The organism is Bacteroides sp. An19 (assembly GCF_002160215.1).
GTDB classification, from domain to species: domain Bacteria; phylum Bacteroidota; class Bacteroidia; order Bacteroidales; family Bacteroidaceae; genus Phocaeicola; species Phocaeicola intestinalis.
The window spans coordinates 1-16,177 of the sequence record NZ_NFKD01000030.1; the positions used below are offsets into that span (position 1 = coordinate 1).

Here is a 16,177-nt window from a genome sequence, read left to right on the forward strand (position 1 = left end):
TGGTCCTTTTCGCTCCTGTTCTTCGTCAGATAGCCCGCTATCTTCCTCATCACAGAAGCGAAAATGCCTCAAAAACTCATCCCAAATCATCGCACGATAAATTCAAAACAGCTTCTTAATGGACAAGATGCGGACATTAAAGATAAATCTTTGCGCCTCTACGTTTGTTTTTTCCCGATTCATTTCCGACTAACTATAAAAACCGTATCTTTGCATATCACTTAAAACCATACGCTTATGTGCTCGGAAGGAATCGTAGAAAGATACGTCAACTTTTATACCGACTTCGCATTCAAGAAGCTCTTCGGTACGGAAATCAACAAAGAACTGCTCATCAGTTTCCTCAACGCCCTGCTACACGGAAGGGAAAAAATAGAGGACATTACCTACCTGAACGCCGAACACCTTGGCACGCAGGAATACGACCGGCGCGCCGTGTTCGATGTGTATTGCAAGAACGAGAAGGGAGAACATTTCATCGTGGAGATGCAGAAAGGTGAACAGCAGTTCTTCAAGGACAGAAGCATCTATTATTCGACATTCGCCATCCGGGAGCAAGCTCCACGGGGGGATTGGAACTACGAACTGAAGGGTATATACACCATCGGCATCCTGAACTTTTCCATTTATCCAGATAATACGGACTTCTACCACGAAATCAAGCTGATAGACATCGACACCAAGGAAATATTCTACGACAAGTTGACATTCATCTACCTGGAAATGCCCAAGTTCACCAAGGAGGAAGACAAATTGGAGACGCTCTTCGACAAGTGGTTGTACGCCATACGGAATCTTGCCACACTCATGAAACGGCCGGAAGCCCTGCAAGAGATGGTTTTCACACGGCTGTTCGAAGCCGCTGAAATAGCGAAGTTCGACCGAAAGGAACGATACGAATACGAAGAAAGCCTCAAAAACTACAGAGACTGGATCAGCGTAATAGAAACTGCGGAAAACAAAGGGGTAGCAAAAGGGCACGCAAAAGGATTGGAAGAAGGAATTGCCAAAGGCAGAGAACTTGGTGAAAAGGAAAAAGCCATTGCAATAGCCCGCCAACTAAAAGACATGAACATCGATGTAGAGGTAATCTCCAGAAGCACCGGACTGGACATTAAAGAGATAGAAAGAATTTGAAATACGCCCCTACGGTTGACTGTTTGCGATATTCATAAGATACAAAAAATGCATCCGGTTGGACGATTGTGGCATAACCTTGTACGATTTCACCCTTTTTTGTCCCGTTTTTTTCCTTACTTTGCTGACAGAACAAAAAAAGAAAAAATATGATGAACCTCAGTATGCTGTTAGCAAGCGCGGCTGCCCTGCTTTCGTATGCAGCCCATGACACCCTTCCTGCCAGCCAACCCTATCCGCTTCCGGAAGGAAAAGCAATCTACCAACCTGAAGAATTTGCCGGACAAAACTGGCAAATAGACACCTGCCGGTACAGTTACGCCCGGATGGATTATACCGAAAACACAGCCATCTTTTGGGAAAAAGGCTTCGGCAAAGATTTGGCCAATCCTCCACAATTGAATGGACACGACATGCACGTTGATTTGGAACACCTGAAAACGAAGCTGGAGGAATTTTATACCTTTTTCCGCGATAGCTTAAACTTTGTCAACCCAGGCTCGTATAGCGAACGTTACCGTATGATGGTGATGCTGATGCATTCGCTGGACGGTACGGCATACGGAGGGGCTTACGATAACAAGATAGGAGCCTTTTGGGCTGCGCCAAACCGGCTACAAGACCCGAACCTGAATGCCGTGGCACACGAACTGGGGCATAGCTTCCAGCTTCAGATGCTGGCAGACGGCAGTTCCTGTTGGGGTGAGAAACAGGGAGGTTTTTTCGAAATGACTTCACAATGGATGTTGTGGCAAGTCAATCCCAACTGGATTGCCGAAGAAACCTATCATTGGGATGCTTTTAAACAAGCCTCGCACAAGGCTTTCCTGCACGACGAAAATGTATATCGTTCGCCGTATGTATTGGAATACTGGAGCGAACGCAACGGACTGGACTTCATCGCCGAGCTTTACCGGAAAAGCACCGCAGACGAAGACCCCGTACGGACCTACCAACGCCTGAAAGGTTTCAAGGAAGGAGAAAACTACAAATTTGTAGATGAAATGTTCGACTGCTATTGCCATCTGGTGAACCTCGACTTCAAACGGGCTTTTGCCGAAACCCGTCCATTTGCCAATTCGTTCGAAAACTTTAAGCCTTATATGACCCAAGAGTCCGATGGCTATTGGCAGGTAAAAGCAGAGCGCTGTCCGGAAAATTACGGTTTTAACGCTATCCGGCTTGATGTGCCCGAACCTGGTACGACGGTGAAAGCCGACTTCAAAGGGTTACAAGGCAAAGAAGTTCCAGCTGGATACCCGGGTTATAAGAATCCCCTTCATGAGGCTGCCTATTACCGTTATGGGCTGGTGGGGGTAACCGAAGAAGGGGAAACTTTGTTCGGTACGTCGGGAAGCACAGATGCGGACAATCAAACCGGCGCTGTTTCGTGGACTGTGCCCGAAGGTAAGAAATTGGCTCATTTATGGCTGATAGTAACTGCCGGTCCGCATGATACTCACCGGTTATTACAACAAGTACCGTTGGCACAATGGCCTTATAAAGTGAAACTGACGAATACACGTATCTTATAATCGTAAAAATCGTCTAACAAAATGCAATAATCGTCCAAAAGTTGCGAATAACATCGGCTTTCGGACGATATTCGCATAGTTTAAGACTTCTATGGTACGCTATTCAATTCTTTTTGCTTTGCTTTGCAAACGGAAATAACCCTAAATGCATGAACACATGAAAAAGACATCTTTTTTTCTCGGGATAATTTTCAGCCTTGTCGGAATCGTGTCGCAAGCAAAAGACTATACGTTGCTTTCGCCCGACAAGCACTTGAAGGTTACAGTAACAGACGGAAACAGTCTGTTGACATACTCGGTATATCATAACAATTCTCTCATACTTAAAAGCAGTCAAATAGGTTTGGTGGCCCTTGACGAACAACTTACTGCCGGGAAAGCAGTGAAAGTTACTTCGAAAAAGTCAAGGGAGGTTGTTCAGGATGTAACATCTCCTTTTTATCGCTTCAAGTCATTCCGTGCTGTGTGCAACGAAATGGACTTGAAGCTGAAAGGTGATTTCGGCGTTATCTTCCGGGTATACAATGAAGGCATCGCCTATCGTTTTTACACAACCATGGGTAAAGACAAAGAATTGGTCATTGCCAATGAAACGGCGGAATTCAATTTCCCTGATAACTATACGGCATACCTGCCTTACACGACCAACGAAGAAAAGCCAATGGCAATGGCATATCAGGCAACCTACGATGTAAAACCTCTTTCGGAAACACGCAAGCAACTGGCCTTTCTTCCGGTAACCGTAGATTGCGGAAGTGTAAAGGTGACGTTGCTGGAATCGGACTTGGAAGCCTATCCGGGTATGTTCGTCGAACCTACCGGAACAAATGGACTGAAAGGTGTATTTGCCTCTTATCCTAAAAAGACAGACTATTATCCGTGGCGCAAACAATTATACGTAACCGAAACGGAGAATTTCATTGCGAAAGTAAAAGGCACACGTGAATATCCATGGCGCATCCTTGCTGTTACAGAAAAAGACAGCGAGATGCCGGTCAACAATTTAGTTTATGCCTTAGCATCGCCGAACCGTATCGGAGATTACAGCTGGGTAAAGCCTGGCAAGGTGGGTTGGGAATGGTGGAACGACTGGAACTTAAAAGGAGTAGGCTTCAGTACAGGCATCAACATGGACACCTATAAATATTATATCGACTTTGCTTCCCGTAACGGACTGGAATACATCGTAATGGACGAGGGCTGGTACGATCCCAAGAGCGGAGATATGCTTACTACCATTCCGGCTATTGACTTGCCCGAATTGGTAGCATACGGGAAAAACAAAGGTGTAGGTATCGTGTTGTGGACGGTATTTAACGTACTGGACGAGCAGTTGGAAGCTGCTTGTAAAAAATATGCTGATATGGGCATCAAAGGATTCAAGGTAGATTTTCTCGACCGTGATGACCAGACCGCTGTGGAAATGGTTTACCGTATTGCCGAAAAAGCTGCCGAATACAAACTGTTGCTCGATTATCATGGCATTTATAAACCAACTGGACTGAACCGTACTTATCCCAATGTCATCAATTACGAAAGTGTATTCGGGATGGAAGAAGCGAAATGGAGTGAAGTGGAAAAAAATATGCCGCTATACGATGTAACCTTTCCTTACATCCGCATGATGGCAGGACACGTAGACTACACGCCGGGAGCCATGCGCAATGCTACGAAACGTGATTTCAAACCGATGTATTACACACCGATGAGTATGGGAACACGTGCTCATCAGCTGGCTGCCTACATTGTCTACGATTCGCCGTTTACCATGCTTTGTGACGCACCCACCAGCTATATGCGTGAACCAGAATGTCTGAAGTTCATCACCTCCTTACCGGTAGAAACCGATTCAACTTTCATATTGGCAGGTGAGATAGGCAAATACATCGTAACCGTACGCAAGAAAGACATCAACTGGTTTGTAGGCGGTATGACCAATTGGGACGAACGGGATCTGACCGTTGACTTCTCCTTCTTGGACGAAGGCGAAACCTATTTCTGTACGCTGATGAAAGACGGCATTAACGCTTCGAAGCAAGCCGAAGACTATGTTTGCGAACAATTTGAAGTGACGCGCGATACCCGGCTCAAGTTGCACTTGGCTTCGGGAGGTGGTTTCGCTCTGAAACTGGAGGTCTGTCCGAAGCACAGTGCTGTAACCGGCATACCTGAAGGCAAACTAATACCAGACTTTTATAAGAAATATATCGAGACAAAAGGACTCTATGTCACCTCTTCGGAACGAGTAAGCGACAAAGCCCTGCTGAAAGCTTGCGATATCATCAGCCTTATGTTGGCAAAACGTCCCGATATCACAGCACACATGGTAGAAAAAGGTTGCCACGTAATGGTAATCGGTAAAGAGGAAGAAACCTGCGACCTGCCCGAATTCGCGCATATCTGCAATTGCGAGGACAGTATCAAATACTGGAACAAGCGTGCCCGTGGCTTTGGAGGTGCGCCTGAAGATACCTACTCGTCCAGTTGCGGTGAAGAAAACCTGCTGGCCCTGCCGCAAGACAAATACGTAGGCGAAAACATCCTGGTTCACGAGTTCGCACACCTGATTCATACCATCGGTATTGTAGGCGTAGAGCCTGATTTCGATGAACGGCTGGAAGCACTGCGCCAGAACGCCATACAGAAAGGGCTATGGAAAGACACCTATGCCATCAGTTGCAAAGAAGAATATTTTGCCGAATGTACGCAATCGTTCTTCAACTGCAACCGCTATGCAGAAAAGGCAAACGGCGTGCATAATCAGGTGAACAACCGCACCAAGCTGAAAGCATACGACCCGGACATGTACAACCTGTTGAAAGAGTACTTTTACGAGATTGATTTACCTTTATACAATAATTGTAAAGCTGAAGACTAAAGAACCATGAAAAAGCTATTGTACATCCTGCTGCTGACCGGCACAGCATTGACCACGCAAGCGCAAGAAGTGAAATGGAACACGCCGGGAGCTGGAAATCCTTTTCTTCCGGGCTATTTTGCCGACCCTACAGTCAAGAAATTTGGAGATACCTATTATATATATGCCACTACCGATGGAAGTGGTGCAGGATTCGGTCCTTCGCAATTATGGTGTAGCAAGGATTTCGAAAACTGGACACTCATGCCCATGAACTGGCCCGACAGTCACTGGATATGGGCACCCGATGTAATGCAGCATACCGACGGCACTTACCGTTTGTTCTATTGTCAGCCTTGCAACCTGTATGAAGGCATAGCGGAGACACCGCGCGGCCCGTGGAAAAATATCTTAGGAGAAAGCGAAGCCGTACTGGTGCCCGACCGCTTTGTAAAAAACGCCATCACATTGGACGGACAAACGTTTGTAGACGATGACGGCTCGGTATACTTGTATTGGGGTACATGGGGCATCTACAAAGGATTCGGATGTGGTGCCGGAAAGATGACCCCCGACCTGAAAGGATTCAGCGAAACCCGCCTGATACCGAATACGGAAGTAACCGATTTCTTCGAAGCACCGTTTGTCATGAAGAAAGACGGCATCTATTACTTCATGTATTCGTCCGACTCGTGCCACGACAGCACCTACCACGTACAATACGCCACAGCCACCAGTCCTCTGGGACCTTATACATATAAAGGAACCATCTTGAAGACTTCGGCAGACGGCACGATACACGGACCCGGACATCACAGCATACTGCAAGAAGGGGACGACTACTACATCGTTTACCACCGGCATGACAATCCGCACTCTACCCGTGGATTCCATCGCCAAGTGTGCATCGACAAACTGACTTTTCGTGCTGACGGAACCATCGAACCGATAGAAGGTACCCACAGCGGTATAGGCAAACTGGGTAAAAGCATACTGACCTCGCCCAACCTGGCTTACCGTAAACCTGTACGTGCCTCATCTTATTACGATGACCATTTCCTGCCTGAATATGCCGTAGACGACAACAACGGTACACTTTGGCGTCCGCGCGGCATGGGACAAGAGTGGATTGAAATCGACTTGCAAAAGGTAGAAACCGTAAAAACCATCTGGACTCAGTTCGAATACGGCACGTCTTATTACCAATATGTCATTGAAACGTCTGTCGATGGCAAGACATGGACTGTATTTGCCGACAAACGCTCAAACTACCTGGCAGGAAGCCCGATGGTGGACTTCGGTGATACCCAGGCCCGCTACATCCGCCTGACCACTACGGGTACACAAAAGAACGGATTTGCCGGAGCGTTGTGGAACATCAAAGTGTTCGGTGCATACGAAACAGCCTCGCCTCAATTATGGATGGGGCTTTCGGGAGAAGACTGGAACGGGACAGAATGGAAAAATGACGGCGGTATGCTGGGAGGAACTTTCCGACTGAAAGCCGGACAAATCAGCCGCCAACGCTTGAAAGGCCAGGAGGCCATCGTATTGGCACCGGGTAGCGTATTAGAATACACATCGCCGGTATTGAAGCCTACCCAAGCACATACAGCGACCGTATGGATATACAAAGACTCCCAATGGACATCAACAGACACCGACAGCTATCTGACCAACGGTGGTATCCGCATTGAAGCAGGAAATGAACCGCTGACACTAACCAATTTCCGCTATTACAACTGGAAGCAGGAAGAGGCAGAAAAACAATACGATGCCACTACCGGACTGGTGCGCATACAGCCGTCCGACCGTCACAAACAAGGATTACTCGTGTCGCTCTCTGCCGATGATTTTACCGCAGGCGATACCGTAGCCTACATCCCCAACAAAGGCATCGAAGGTGTATTCGAAGCACAAGACGCTCCGGCAATCGTCAAAGAGGTAGAAGGAAAGAAAGCTTTCAGCTTCGAAGGCAAACAAGTGTTCCGCTCCAGCTTCCCGCTTCCGGCTACCTTGGCCGACAATGCGCCTTATACCCTGGAAGCCTGGATATGGAATCCCGAACTGAGCGAAAACGAATGCATAGCCGACTTTACCAGCAGCCACGATGAATTAGAGAAAATCATGTTGGTCAACGGCACCGAACCGCGCTGCGGCATGCTGAACCATTACGGCTGGTATGAAGACGTAGGCTACAAAGATGCAGCCGCTCTGGCAGGCAAATGGCAACACATCTATGTAGAATTCGACGGAAGAACCGAAAAAGTATACATAAACGACCAGCTCATCAGCAGTAAAGACATTCAAATCCTGGTGAAACCCATCCAATTTGTAACATTGGGACTGAACGCTGAAAACGCATGGCCGTTCACCGGATACCTGCATTCGCTGAAACTATGGGATGAATGGATTCCATTCGAAAAATAATTAATCCACATAAAAATACACAACCATGAAAAAACTGATGATTTCCGCTTTGCTCTTTTCTATCGTAACAGGAGAAGCATATGCACAAAAGGGAACGGCGGCACATGGGTATCCTATCGATCCCGTTCCGTTCACTTCTGTAAAGATTACAGATTCTTTTTGGGGACAACGGCTGAAGGCGAGCCGTGAAACAACTATTCCGTTGGCATTCAGCAAATGTGAAGAGACGGGACGTTATAAAAATTTTGAGATGGCCGCTCATCCAAGCGATACCATCAAGGTAGGCGGATTGTCTTTCGATGATACCGATGTATATAAAACCATTGAAGGAGCCAGCTACCTGCTCCAAACCTATCCCGACAAGAAACTGGAAAAATACATCGACAGTGTGTTGACCATTGTCGCCGCTGCACAAGACCCCGACGGCTACCTGTATACATCACGTACGATGAATCCCAAACATCCGCACGAATGGGCGGGGAGCAAACGTTGGGAGAAAGTAGAGGAACTGAGTCACGAATTCTATAACTTGGGACACATGATAGAAGGCGCTATCGCTCACTACCAGGCTACTGGAAAACGTAATTTTCTCGACATCGCTATCCGTTATGCAGACTGCGTATGCCGTGAAATCGGTGACGGTCCCAACCAGGTGGTACGTGTACCGGGACATCAGATTGCCGAAATGGCACTTGCCAAGCTATACCTCGTTACCGGTGATGAAAAATACCTGAAACAAGCCAAATTCTTCCTCGACAAACGTGGCTACACATCACGTCGTGACGAATACAGCCAGGCACACAAACCGGTCATCGAACAAGACGAAGCGGTAGGACACGCCGTGCGGGCCACTTATATGTATGCCGGCATGGCAGATGTGGAAGCCCTGACAGGAGACACATCGTATGTACATGCCATCGACCGCATTTGGGACAACATTGTAGGCAAGAAGCTCTACATTACCGGCGGTATCGGAGCCACCAGCAACGGCGAGGCTTTCGGAGCCAACTACGAACTGCCCAATATGTCGGCTTACTGCGAAACCTGTGCGGCTATCGGTAATGTGTATGTCAATTACCGCCTCTTCCTGTTGCATGGCGACGCCAAATATTACGATGTACTGGAACGTACGCTTTACAATGGATTGATTTCGGGCGTATCGCTCGACGGCGGAGGATTCTTCTATCCCAATCCCTTGGAATCTATGGGACAACACCAGCGTCAGCCCTGGTTCGGATGTGCTTGCTGCCCGTCGAACATCTGTCGCTTTATTCCTTCGCTTCCGGGATATGTATATGCTGTAAAAGACCGCAATGTATACGTCAACCTTTTCATGTCGAACAACGCGACACTGAAAGTTAACGGCAAGAAAGTAGAACTGTCACAAACCACTTCGTATCCTTGGAACGGAGATGTCACCATCACCGTAGACCGTAACAGTGCCGGACAATTCGCCATGAAAGTCCGCATACCGGGCTGGGTACAAAATCAAGTCGTGCCGAGCGACCTGTATATGTACACTGACGGACTGCGCCCCAAATACAGCGTGAAAGTAAACGGTGAAGAAATGAATGCTGAACTGCAGCAAGGCTATTTCACCATCGACCGGAAATGGAAGAAAGGCGACCAGGTGGAAGTGCACTTCGACATGGAACCGCGCACCGTCAAAGCCAACAACAAAGTGGAAGCCGACCGTGGACGCATTGCGATAGAAAGAGGCCCGATTGTATATTGCGCCGAATGGCCCGACAACGACTTCGACGTACTGAGCATCCTGATGAACCGCACACCGAAATTTGAAGTGGTGAGCAAACCCGACCTGCTGTACGGCATCAATGAAATCAAAACTCAGGCACAAACCCTGGAATATGACAACAACGGACGCCTCGTTGCAAAAGACCATACACTGACCCTGATTCCTTACTACGCATGGGCACATCGTGGTTCGGGCAACATGGCGGTATGGTTGCCTTATGAAGTAAACGCTACCCGTCCGACAGCTATCCCCACATTGGCATCGAAAAGCAAGGTAGATGCATCTCACAAAGGTTCATCGCTTTCTTCTATCTCCGACGGACTAGTGCCAAAAGATGAGAACGACCGTACCATTCCTTATTATCATTGGTGGCCTAAAGAAGGGACAACCGAATGGATTTCATACGAGTTCCCTGAAGAAATGACCGTCTCCAGCTCTACGGTTTATTGGTTCGATGACGCTCCATGGGGCGGATGCCGTGTCCCGAAGTCATGGAAGATTTACTACAAGGACGCAGCAGGTGCATGGACTCCGGTTCAGAACCTGAACGACTACGGCGTAAAGAAAGGCGACCCGAACATCGTTGATTTCGAACCGGTCAAAACCAAAGCCGTCAAATTGGAAGTCGTATTACCAGAGAAAAACGCTTCCGGAATTTATGAATGGGAAGTGAAATAGTATTCAAGTAGTAAAGGAGGTAAAGTAGTAAGGAGATAAAAGAGGTAAAGTTTTGATGATATCGCTAAAAAATAAAGCTTATATTCGAACTTCGCTTCCTTTCTCTCCTTAATACGTTACCTGCACAATATAAACCCGACAAACCAATGAAATATTCCATACTCACAACCGCCGCACTCCTGATTAGCGGTGCGGCTTGGGCGCAAGGCACATTAGAAGATTACAACCGCGCTTACGGACTGCGCGAAAAATACAGTCCGAAATCAGTATACTACAGCAACGTAAACCCGCAGTGGATAGAAGGCACCGATTGTTTTTGGTACATACGAAATACCCCTGAAGGTGAGGAATACGTGAAAGTAGATGCCAGCGAGAAGAAACGCGCTCTTTTATTCGACCCAGACAAGCTATCGGCATCTCTCACTGCAAGCACAAGCAAAGAAATCGACCCGATGCAGCTTCCCATCCGCGGATGCCGTGTGTCGCAAAACCTGGATACCTTGCGCTTCGTTTTTGAAGGAAAGCGCTGGTGCTTCGACATTACCCACAACAAGCTGACCGAGGAAGGCAACCTTCCTGCACCGGGACCGCAACGCCACTGGATGGAACGGGATGATGAGAAAGATGGAGCGCCTGTTACTTCGCCCGATGGCAAGTATGTAGCTTTCATCAAAAACGACAATGTATGCGTACGCAACCTGGCTACCGGAGAAGAAAAGCAACTAAGTCAGGATGGTACGATGGCAAATTATTATTCATCGTATATCTATTGGTCGCCAGACTCGAAGTATGTAGCCTCCTGCCGCATCCGCCCTACCGAGAAACGGTATGTATACTACGTGGAATCATCACCTGCCGACCAGCTTCAGCCCAAACTGCACAAGCAAGAATACGCCAAACCGGGCGATGAACTGCCCTTCAAGGTGCCTTGCATCTTCGGGGTGGAAGACGGTAAACGGCTGATACCTTCTACCGAACTCTTCAGCCACCAGTATGAACTGTACGGACCTATATGGAACAACGACAGCAAAGGAATTACCTTCGAATACAACGAACGCGGACACAAAGTCTACCGGGTACTCGAAATGTCGGTAACTGATGGCAGCGTACGCCCGCTTATCGAAGAAAAGGAAGAAAAATACGTCAACTATCCGCGCATCTACCGCTACTACCTGAACGACGGCAAACGTATCATCTGGTCAAGTGAACGGGATAACTACAACCACCTGTATCTGTACGACCGCGCTACGGCAAGCCCCATCAACCAAATCACCAAAGGCGAGTGGTACGTACGCGAAGTGCAATACGTCGACGAAGCCAACCAGCAGATTTATTTCTCGGCCAACGGGGTGAACAAAGACGAAGACCCGTATCTGATACATTATTACCGCATCGGCTTCGATGGCAAAGGCATGAAAGAACTGACTCCTGAGGAGGGAATGCACAAAGCATGGTATTCATCAGACCATAAATACTTGGTAGATGTCTATTCCAAAGTAGACCAGGCTCCTGTAGCCGTACTGCGCAACGCGGAAAACGGCAAAGTGATGATGGAACTGGAAAAAGCCGATATTTCGAAACTTACCGCCAACGGCTGGAAAGCTCCCGAAGTATTCGCAGCCAAAGGACGCGACGGCAAGACCGATATGTGGGGCATTGTCTACCGTCCGTCCAACTTCGACGCTTCGAAGAAATACCCTGTTATCGAATACATCTACTCTGGTCCGGGCGACCAGTACGTGCCCAAGACCTTCTCACCTTTCAACGGCTACATGTCGGCGATTGCCGAACTGGGCTTCATCGTGGTGCAGGTAGACGGCATGACCACTTCGTTCCGCTCGAAAGAGTTTGAGGAAGTATGCTACAAGAACCTGAAAGACTCCGGACTGGCAGACCACATAGCCTGGCTGAAAGCCCTTGCGCAGAAGTATCCGTACATCGACCTCGACCGTGTAGGTATCTTCGGATGTTCGGCCGGCGGACAAGAGGCATTGAACGCCGTCTTGCTACATCCCGAGTTCTACAAAGCCGCCTATTCAGCTTGCGGATGCCACGACAACCGTATGGATAAGATTTGGTGGAACGAACTGTGGATGGGTTACCCGATAGACGATTCATACAAAGCCTGTTCGAATGTGGAAAACGCCCATCTGTTGAGCCGTCCGCTGATGTTGGTGGTAGGCGAACTGGATGACAATGTAGACCCTGCCTCTACCATGCAAGTAGTCAATGCACTTATCAAAGCCAACAAGGATTTTGAATTGGTGGTTATTCCCGGTGCGCACCACACCATGGGTGAAGCCTTCGGCGAACATAAACGTTACGATTTCTTTGTCCGCCACCTGATGGGAGTTAATCCGCCGGCATGGAGCGAAGTGAAAACAGGAAATCAATAGCTTCTTATAATATGAATATCCTCACGAAACCAGTAGGTAAAAGGAGTTAGAAGGAGTTATGCCTTCGGCAGGAGTTAAAAGCCAATAGCATAAAAGTATTGGTCTTCTAGCTCCTTTTAAGAAGCTGTTTTGAATTTATCGTGCGATGATTTGGGATGAGTTTTTGAGGCATTTTCGCTTCTGTGATGAGGAAGATAGCGGGCTATCTGACGAAGAACAGGAGCGAAAAAGACCAAAAAATCGCCCAAAGCACACACGAAAACGAATACATCAAGCCAAGAAAAACTTTTTGGAGAAATTCAAAACAGCTTCTAACTCCTTGAAATAACTCCTTTTTTACTTTTTGTCGGCTAAATGCGGACATTCATTTTAGGTTTAACTTCTGATTTATATTATTTATGGTAAAATTTCTGTTTCATAATCGGGTTAGATTCAAATTTTCTTTTTATCGTCCTCCTGTTTCGAATACAGATGACAAAGTTTTGAGATTATAGGTAATGGGCAGACATCTCCCGAATGGTGTCTGCAATATCTTTTCTGAAGTATTCGGGAGTAAGGACTTCCATGTCGGTTCCTCTCGAAAGGATTTCTTGTTTGAAATCGAAAGTCGGTTTGATATGGTATTCGAAAATGGAGTATTCATCCGTTGTCTCTACTTCTGTTTGGGAGGAATGTAGTGGCAGGGCACGCACGTATTGCCGGTGTGTGGCAGATACTTTTATCCGTACAGTCTCGACATCCTCATCGTCTACAATGATGCCGAAACAATCGGCAAAGTATCCTTCCGGGTCGAAAGTTTTTGGGTAAGTGAAATGTATGTCTGAAGTAGTCAGCTGGTGTATCCGGTCTAACGAAAACGTGCGCAGGGCGTTACGCTCTTTGCAAAAGCCTACGACATACCAGCGTTGCCTGAACACTTTGATGCAATAGGGCTGTACGGTGTATAGGGTGGGGGTGTCGCGCCAATAACTTTGATGCAGCATGTTCACTTCCAGTCCGTCGCGCATCGCTTCGATAATGGGAGTCAGGAATTGCCTGCCCGACGGTATGTTTTCGAATAAGATGCGACGTTTCAGGTGATGGCTTTCATTGATAAGGTTGTTTACGGCAAACGTGTTGAGCAGCCAGTTGCGTATGCCTCCTTTTTCCATGTCATCAGCATTCTCGATGTAGTAATAATAACCGGCCGTGCGGTCACATTCGATGTTGATGTCGAATACTTGCTCGATAGCGTTGCGCCAGTTATGGAACGTGCGGTGTGGCAGGCTGATACCTCCGCTTAGTTGGGAGCGCATCCACCGTTTGTTGATTTCTTCGAGAGTGATTCTTCCGGCACGGTAGATAGTATCTACCAGCCATATATATTTGTCAAACAGGTCTTTTGTCATGGTTTTTGGTCGTTTAATTTAATCGTAATACATCTTGACGGTCAGGTTGAAGCGTGAAATCTGCATCATGTCCTGCCACGAAAGCTTGTATGTTTCTTTCATGTAGCAGAAGTCTTTTCCCAACCCGTTTGCTTGTTTTTCTTTTAATCTGTCTTCCAAGATGGGATTGTACAGGCGTTGTTGGGGCTGACTATTGTCTTCCGGTTCTTTTTCGTTGACGTAGACATGGTCTCTCATCACACCCCAAAAAGGAGTATATCTGCGCTCTTCTCCGCAAAGCACTCCCCATAAATCGCACTCTTCGTCCGAATAACATCTTTCTTCCGCATCTTCCCTGTCCCAGAATTCCAAGTGCAGTGCAAACCATCTTGGTAGATGCGGATGATGATGTCTTCCAGTATGTCTACCGGCAGCTGGGTCAGGTCATCGTATTCGCATAAATACCCGTCTCTGGGCAACACATCGTGATTGCTCGATTTCCGTGTGGCGAACTGGCGTTCGTAGAAGCGCAGGCAGAAGTTGAGTATCAACTCGATGTAGGCGACAAGGATAGTCCGTTGGTGCACATCGGGATGCCTGCATAATTCTTCCTGTATCTGCTTCATCAGGGCGATGAGGGTAGCCCGTTCCTCGGCGGTCATGTGCAGGGCTTCGTTCACCTGATAGGCAAAGAAGGTAAACTCTTTCATCCGTGCGGCAAGCGGCGTGCCGTGCAGCAGTTCGGGCGAAAACAGCAACGCCCAACCCTCGATGCGGAACACCTCGCCGTTGTCTTCCACACCGCCTATCTGTCCCGGCGACACACAAATAAGCGTTCCCTCCCGATAATCGTACTTGCTGCATCCGTAAGTCAAATCCTCCAAGCAATCATCGCGCAGAAAGAGGGCATAGACGGAGAAACGGGTGCGGCTGTGGCGTATGGGCGGCAGCGCGGCATAGTCGATGACGCTGACCAATGGATGCTGGTCAGCGTGCCCGACGTAGGCGTTGTAGTCGTGGACGGTCTTTGCGTTCAGAATCTTGGGCATGAGTACCATATATTTTATTCATAAATACCATTCTTATAATCCTGTAGATATTGCGTGAACGTCTTTCCCGTCTGCTGCTTGAAGAAGCGCATCAGATGGCTGGGGTCGGAGAAATGGAAATCATCCGCCAGTTCGCTGACGGTGCGGTTGGAGAAGAGCAGCTCGTTCTTCAGTTCTTCCAGCAGACGTTGTTTCAGCAAATGGGCGGCTGATACGCCGAACTGAGCCATGACCGAAGCGTTCAGCGTGATGCGGCTGATGCGAAGCTTGTCGGCATACTCCTGTACCCGCTGCATGGTGCGGATGTGCTGTTCCAGCAAATCCTTGTATTGGAAGGCGTAATTGTTCTTCGCGATTTCTACGGGCAGGCGGTATGCGGCGGCATACGCACGGTTGATAATCAGCAGCAGGTAATAGAGCACGGACACAATGAGGTTGTACGTGTCCGCCACGGGATGCAGCAATTCCTGTTTGATTTTGCCGAGCAGGCGCATGTATTCCGCCAGTTCTTCGGGCGAGGCATACAGGTAGGGCGGCGTATCAGTCTGATAATAGTACAGCAAACGATAGACAAAGAACTTGTCGGCAATGAATGTGCGCATGAAGTCCTCACGGAAAATGAGGAACGTATAGTCCAATGCCGCTTCGTCCACATGCCATTCCTGTTGTTGGTGGGGCGAGAGGAGCAACACCATGCCGTCGTGCAATTCTATCTTGCGGAAGTTCAGCAGCAGAAAACCGTTTGCCTTCCGAAGAAAATAAAAACTGAAGAAGTCCGTCTTGAACCGTTTGTATTCGGTCAGTACAGGGCCGATGTCCTTGTTCGTGGCGGTGTTGATGTAGAAATCCACGCCGCAATCTGTCTTGCTGAACGGCACGCTGACCAGTCGTTCGGGGTTGATTATCTCTTTCATACGCTTGAAGTTTCCGCAAAGGTAATATATTCCTTTATCAAAATGGCATATATTCCCC

11 protein-coding genes are annotated in these 16,177 nt (G+C 47.9%); 7 read left to right on the forward strand and 4 right to left on the reverse strand.

Annotation, left to right across the window (positions count from 1 at the left end; all coding sequences use genetic code 11):
* Positions 1 to 237: 237 nt before the first annotated feature.
* The 7 genes from B5F25_RS11770 (at position 238) to B5F25_RS21795 (ending at position 13,117) form a co-directional block, all read left to right on the forward strand.
* Positions 238 to 1,137: an Rpn family recombination-promoting nuclease/putative transposase gene (locus B5F25_RS11770; protein WP_087249745.1), complete on the forward strand. Its 900-nt coding sequence runs from the start codon at positions 238 to 240 to the stop codon at positions 1,135 to 1,137.
* A gap of 149 nt (positions 1,138 to 1,286) precedes the next feature.
* The gene (locus tag B5F25_RS11775; protein ID WP_087249747.1) at positions 1,287 to 2,672 is read left to right on the forward strand and encodes a DUF6055 domain-containing protein; all 1,386 of its coding nucleotides are present in this window, start codon (positions 1,287 to 1,289) and stop codon (positions 2,670 to 2,672) included.
* 157 nt (positions 2,673 to 2,829) lie between these two features.
* Entirely contained in the window at positions 2,830 to 5,550 is a 2,721-nt protein-coding gene (locus B5F25_RS11780) for a glycoside hydrolase family 97 catalytic domain-containing protein (protein ID WP_241148405.1), read from the forward strand.
* 6 nt (positions 5,551 to 5,556) lie between these two features.
* A complete protein-coding gene (locus B5F25_RS11785) occupies positions 5,557 to 7,959 on the forward strand; it encodes a family 43 glycosylhydrolase (RefSeq protein ID WP_087249751.1) in 2,403 nt (800 codons plus the stop codon).
* A 25-nt stretch (positions 7,960 to 7,984) separates the two neighbouring features.
* Complete coding sequence (locus tag B5F25_RS11790; protein ID WP_087249753.1) at positions 7,985 to 10,393, forward strand: beta-L-arabinofuranosidase domain-containing protein; 2,409 nt, start codon at positions 7,985 to 7,987, stop codon at positions 10,391 to 10,393.
* A 146-nt stretch (positions 10,394 to 10,539) separates the two neighbouring features.
* Positions 10,540 to 12,789, forward strand: coding sequence for a DPP IV N-terminal domain-containing protein (locus tag B5F25_RS11795; RefSeq protein WP_087249755.1), 2,250 nt, complete (start codon positions 10,540 to 10,542; stop codon positions 12,787 to 12,789).
* A 145-nt stretch (positions 12,790 to 12,934) separates the two neighbouring features.
* Positions 12,935 to 13,117 carry a hypothetical protein gene (locus B5F25_RS21795; protein WP_162614410.1) on the forward strand — a complete coding sequence of 61 codons (183 nt, stop codon included), beginning with the start codon at positions 12,935 to 12,937 and terminating at the stop codon, positions 13,115 to 13,117.
* Positions 13,118 to 13,277: 160 nt separating this feature from the next.
* On the opposite strand, the gene B5F25_RS11800 is transcribed toward B5F25_RS21795, so the two are convergent.
* From B5F25_RS11800 to B5F25_RS11815, 4 genes are read right to left on the reverse strand one after another with little or no spacing between them, the layout of a single operon-like run.
* The gene (locus tag B5F25_RS11800; RefSeq protein WP_087249757.1) at positions 13,278 to 14,177 is read right to left on the reverse strand and encodes a WYL domain-containing protein; all 900 of its coding nucleotides are present in this window, start codon (positions 14,175 to 14,177) and stop codon (positions 13,278 to 13,280) included.
* Between the two features lie 18 nt (positions 14,178 to 14,195).
* Positions 14,196 to 14,414: a hypothetical protein gene (locus B5F25_RS11805; RefSeq protein ID WP_022040807.1), complete on the reverse strand. Its 219-nt coding sequence runs from the start codon at positions 14,412 to 14,414 to the stop codon at positions 14,196 to 14,198.
* On the reverse strand, positions 14,414 to 15,214 hold the full coding sequence (locus B5F25_RS11810; protein WP_087249759.1) for a hypothetical protein: 801 nt from the start codon (positions 15,212 to 15,214) through the stop codon (positions 14,414 to 14,416). Before B5F25_RS11810 ends, B5F25_RS11805 begins: the two co-directional genes overlap by 1 nt.
* 5 nt (positions 15,215 to 15,219) lie before the next feature.
* A complete protein-coding gene (locus tag B5F25_RS11815; protein WP_087249761.1) occupies positions 15,220 to 16,119 on the reverse strand; it encodes a helix-turn-helix domain-containing protein in 900 nt (299 codons plus the stop codon).
* Positions 16,120 to 16,177: the final 58 nt, after the last annotated feature.

Coding starts and splice junctions, on each gene's coding strand:
- B5F25_RS11800 (WP_087249757.1), bottom strand. CDS start 14,177: ATGACAAAAGACCTGTTTGACAAATATATATGGCTGGTAGATACTATC.
- B5F25_RS11790 (WP_087249753.1), top strand. CDS start 7,985: ATGAAAAAACTGATGATTTCCGCTTTGCTCTTTTCTATCGTAACAGGA.
- B5F25_RS11785 (WP_087249751.1), top strand. CDS start 5,557: ATGAAAAAGCTATTGTACATCCTGCTGCTGACCGGCACAGCATTGACC.
- B5F25_RS21795 (WP_162614410.1), top strand. CDS start 12,935: ATGATTTGGGATGAGTTTTTGAGGCATTTTCGCTTCTGTGATGAGGAA.
- B5F25_RS11780 (WP_241148405.1), top strand. CDS start 2,830: ATGAAAAAGACATCTTTTTTTCTCGGGATAATTTTCAGCCTTGTCGGA.
- B5F25_RS11775 (WP_087249747.1), top strand. CDS start 1,287: ATGATGAACCTCAGTATGCTGTTAGCAAGCGCGGCTGCCCTGCTTTCG.
- B5F25_RS11805 (WP_022040807.1), bottom strand. CDS start 14,414: ATGAGAGACCATGTCTACGTCAACGAAAAAGAACCGGAAGACAATAGT.
- B5F25_RS11815 (WP_087249761.1), bottom strand. CDS start 16,119: ATGAAAGAGATAATCAACCCCGAACGACTGGTCAGCGTGCCGTTCAGC.
- B5F25_RS11795 (WP_087249755.1), top strand. CDS start 10,540: ATGAAATATTCCATACTCACAACCGCCGCACTCCTGATTAGCGGTGCG.
- B5F25_RS11770 (WP_087249745.1), top strand. CDS start 238: ATGTGCTCGGAAGGAATCGTAGAAAGATACGTCAACTTTTATACCGAC.
- B5F25_RS11810 (WP_087249759.1), bottom strand. CDS start 15,214: ATGGTACTCATGCCCAAGATTCTGAACGCAAAGACCGTCCACGACTAC.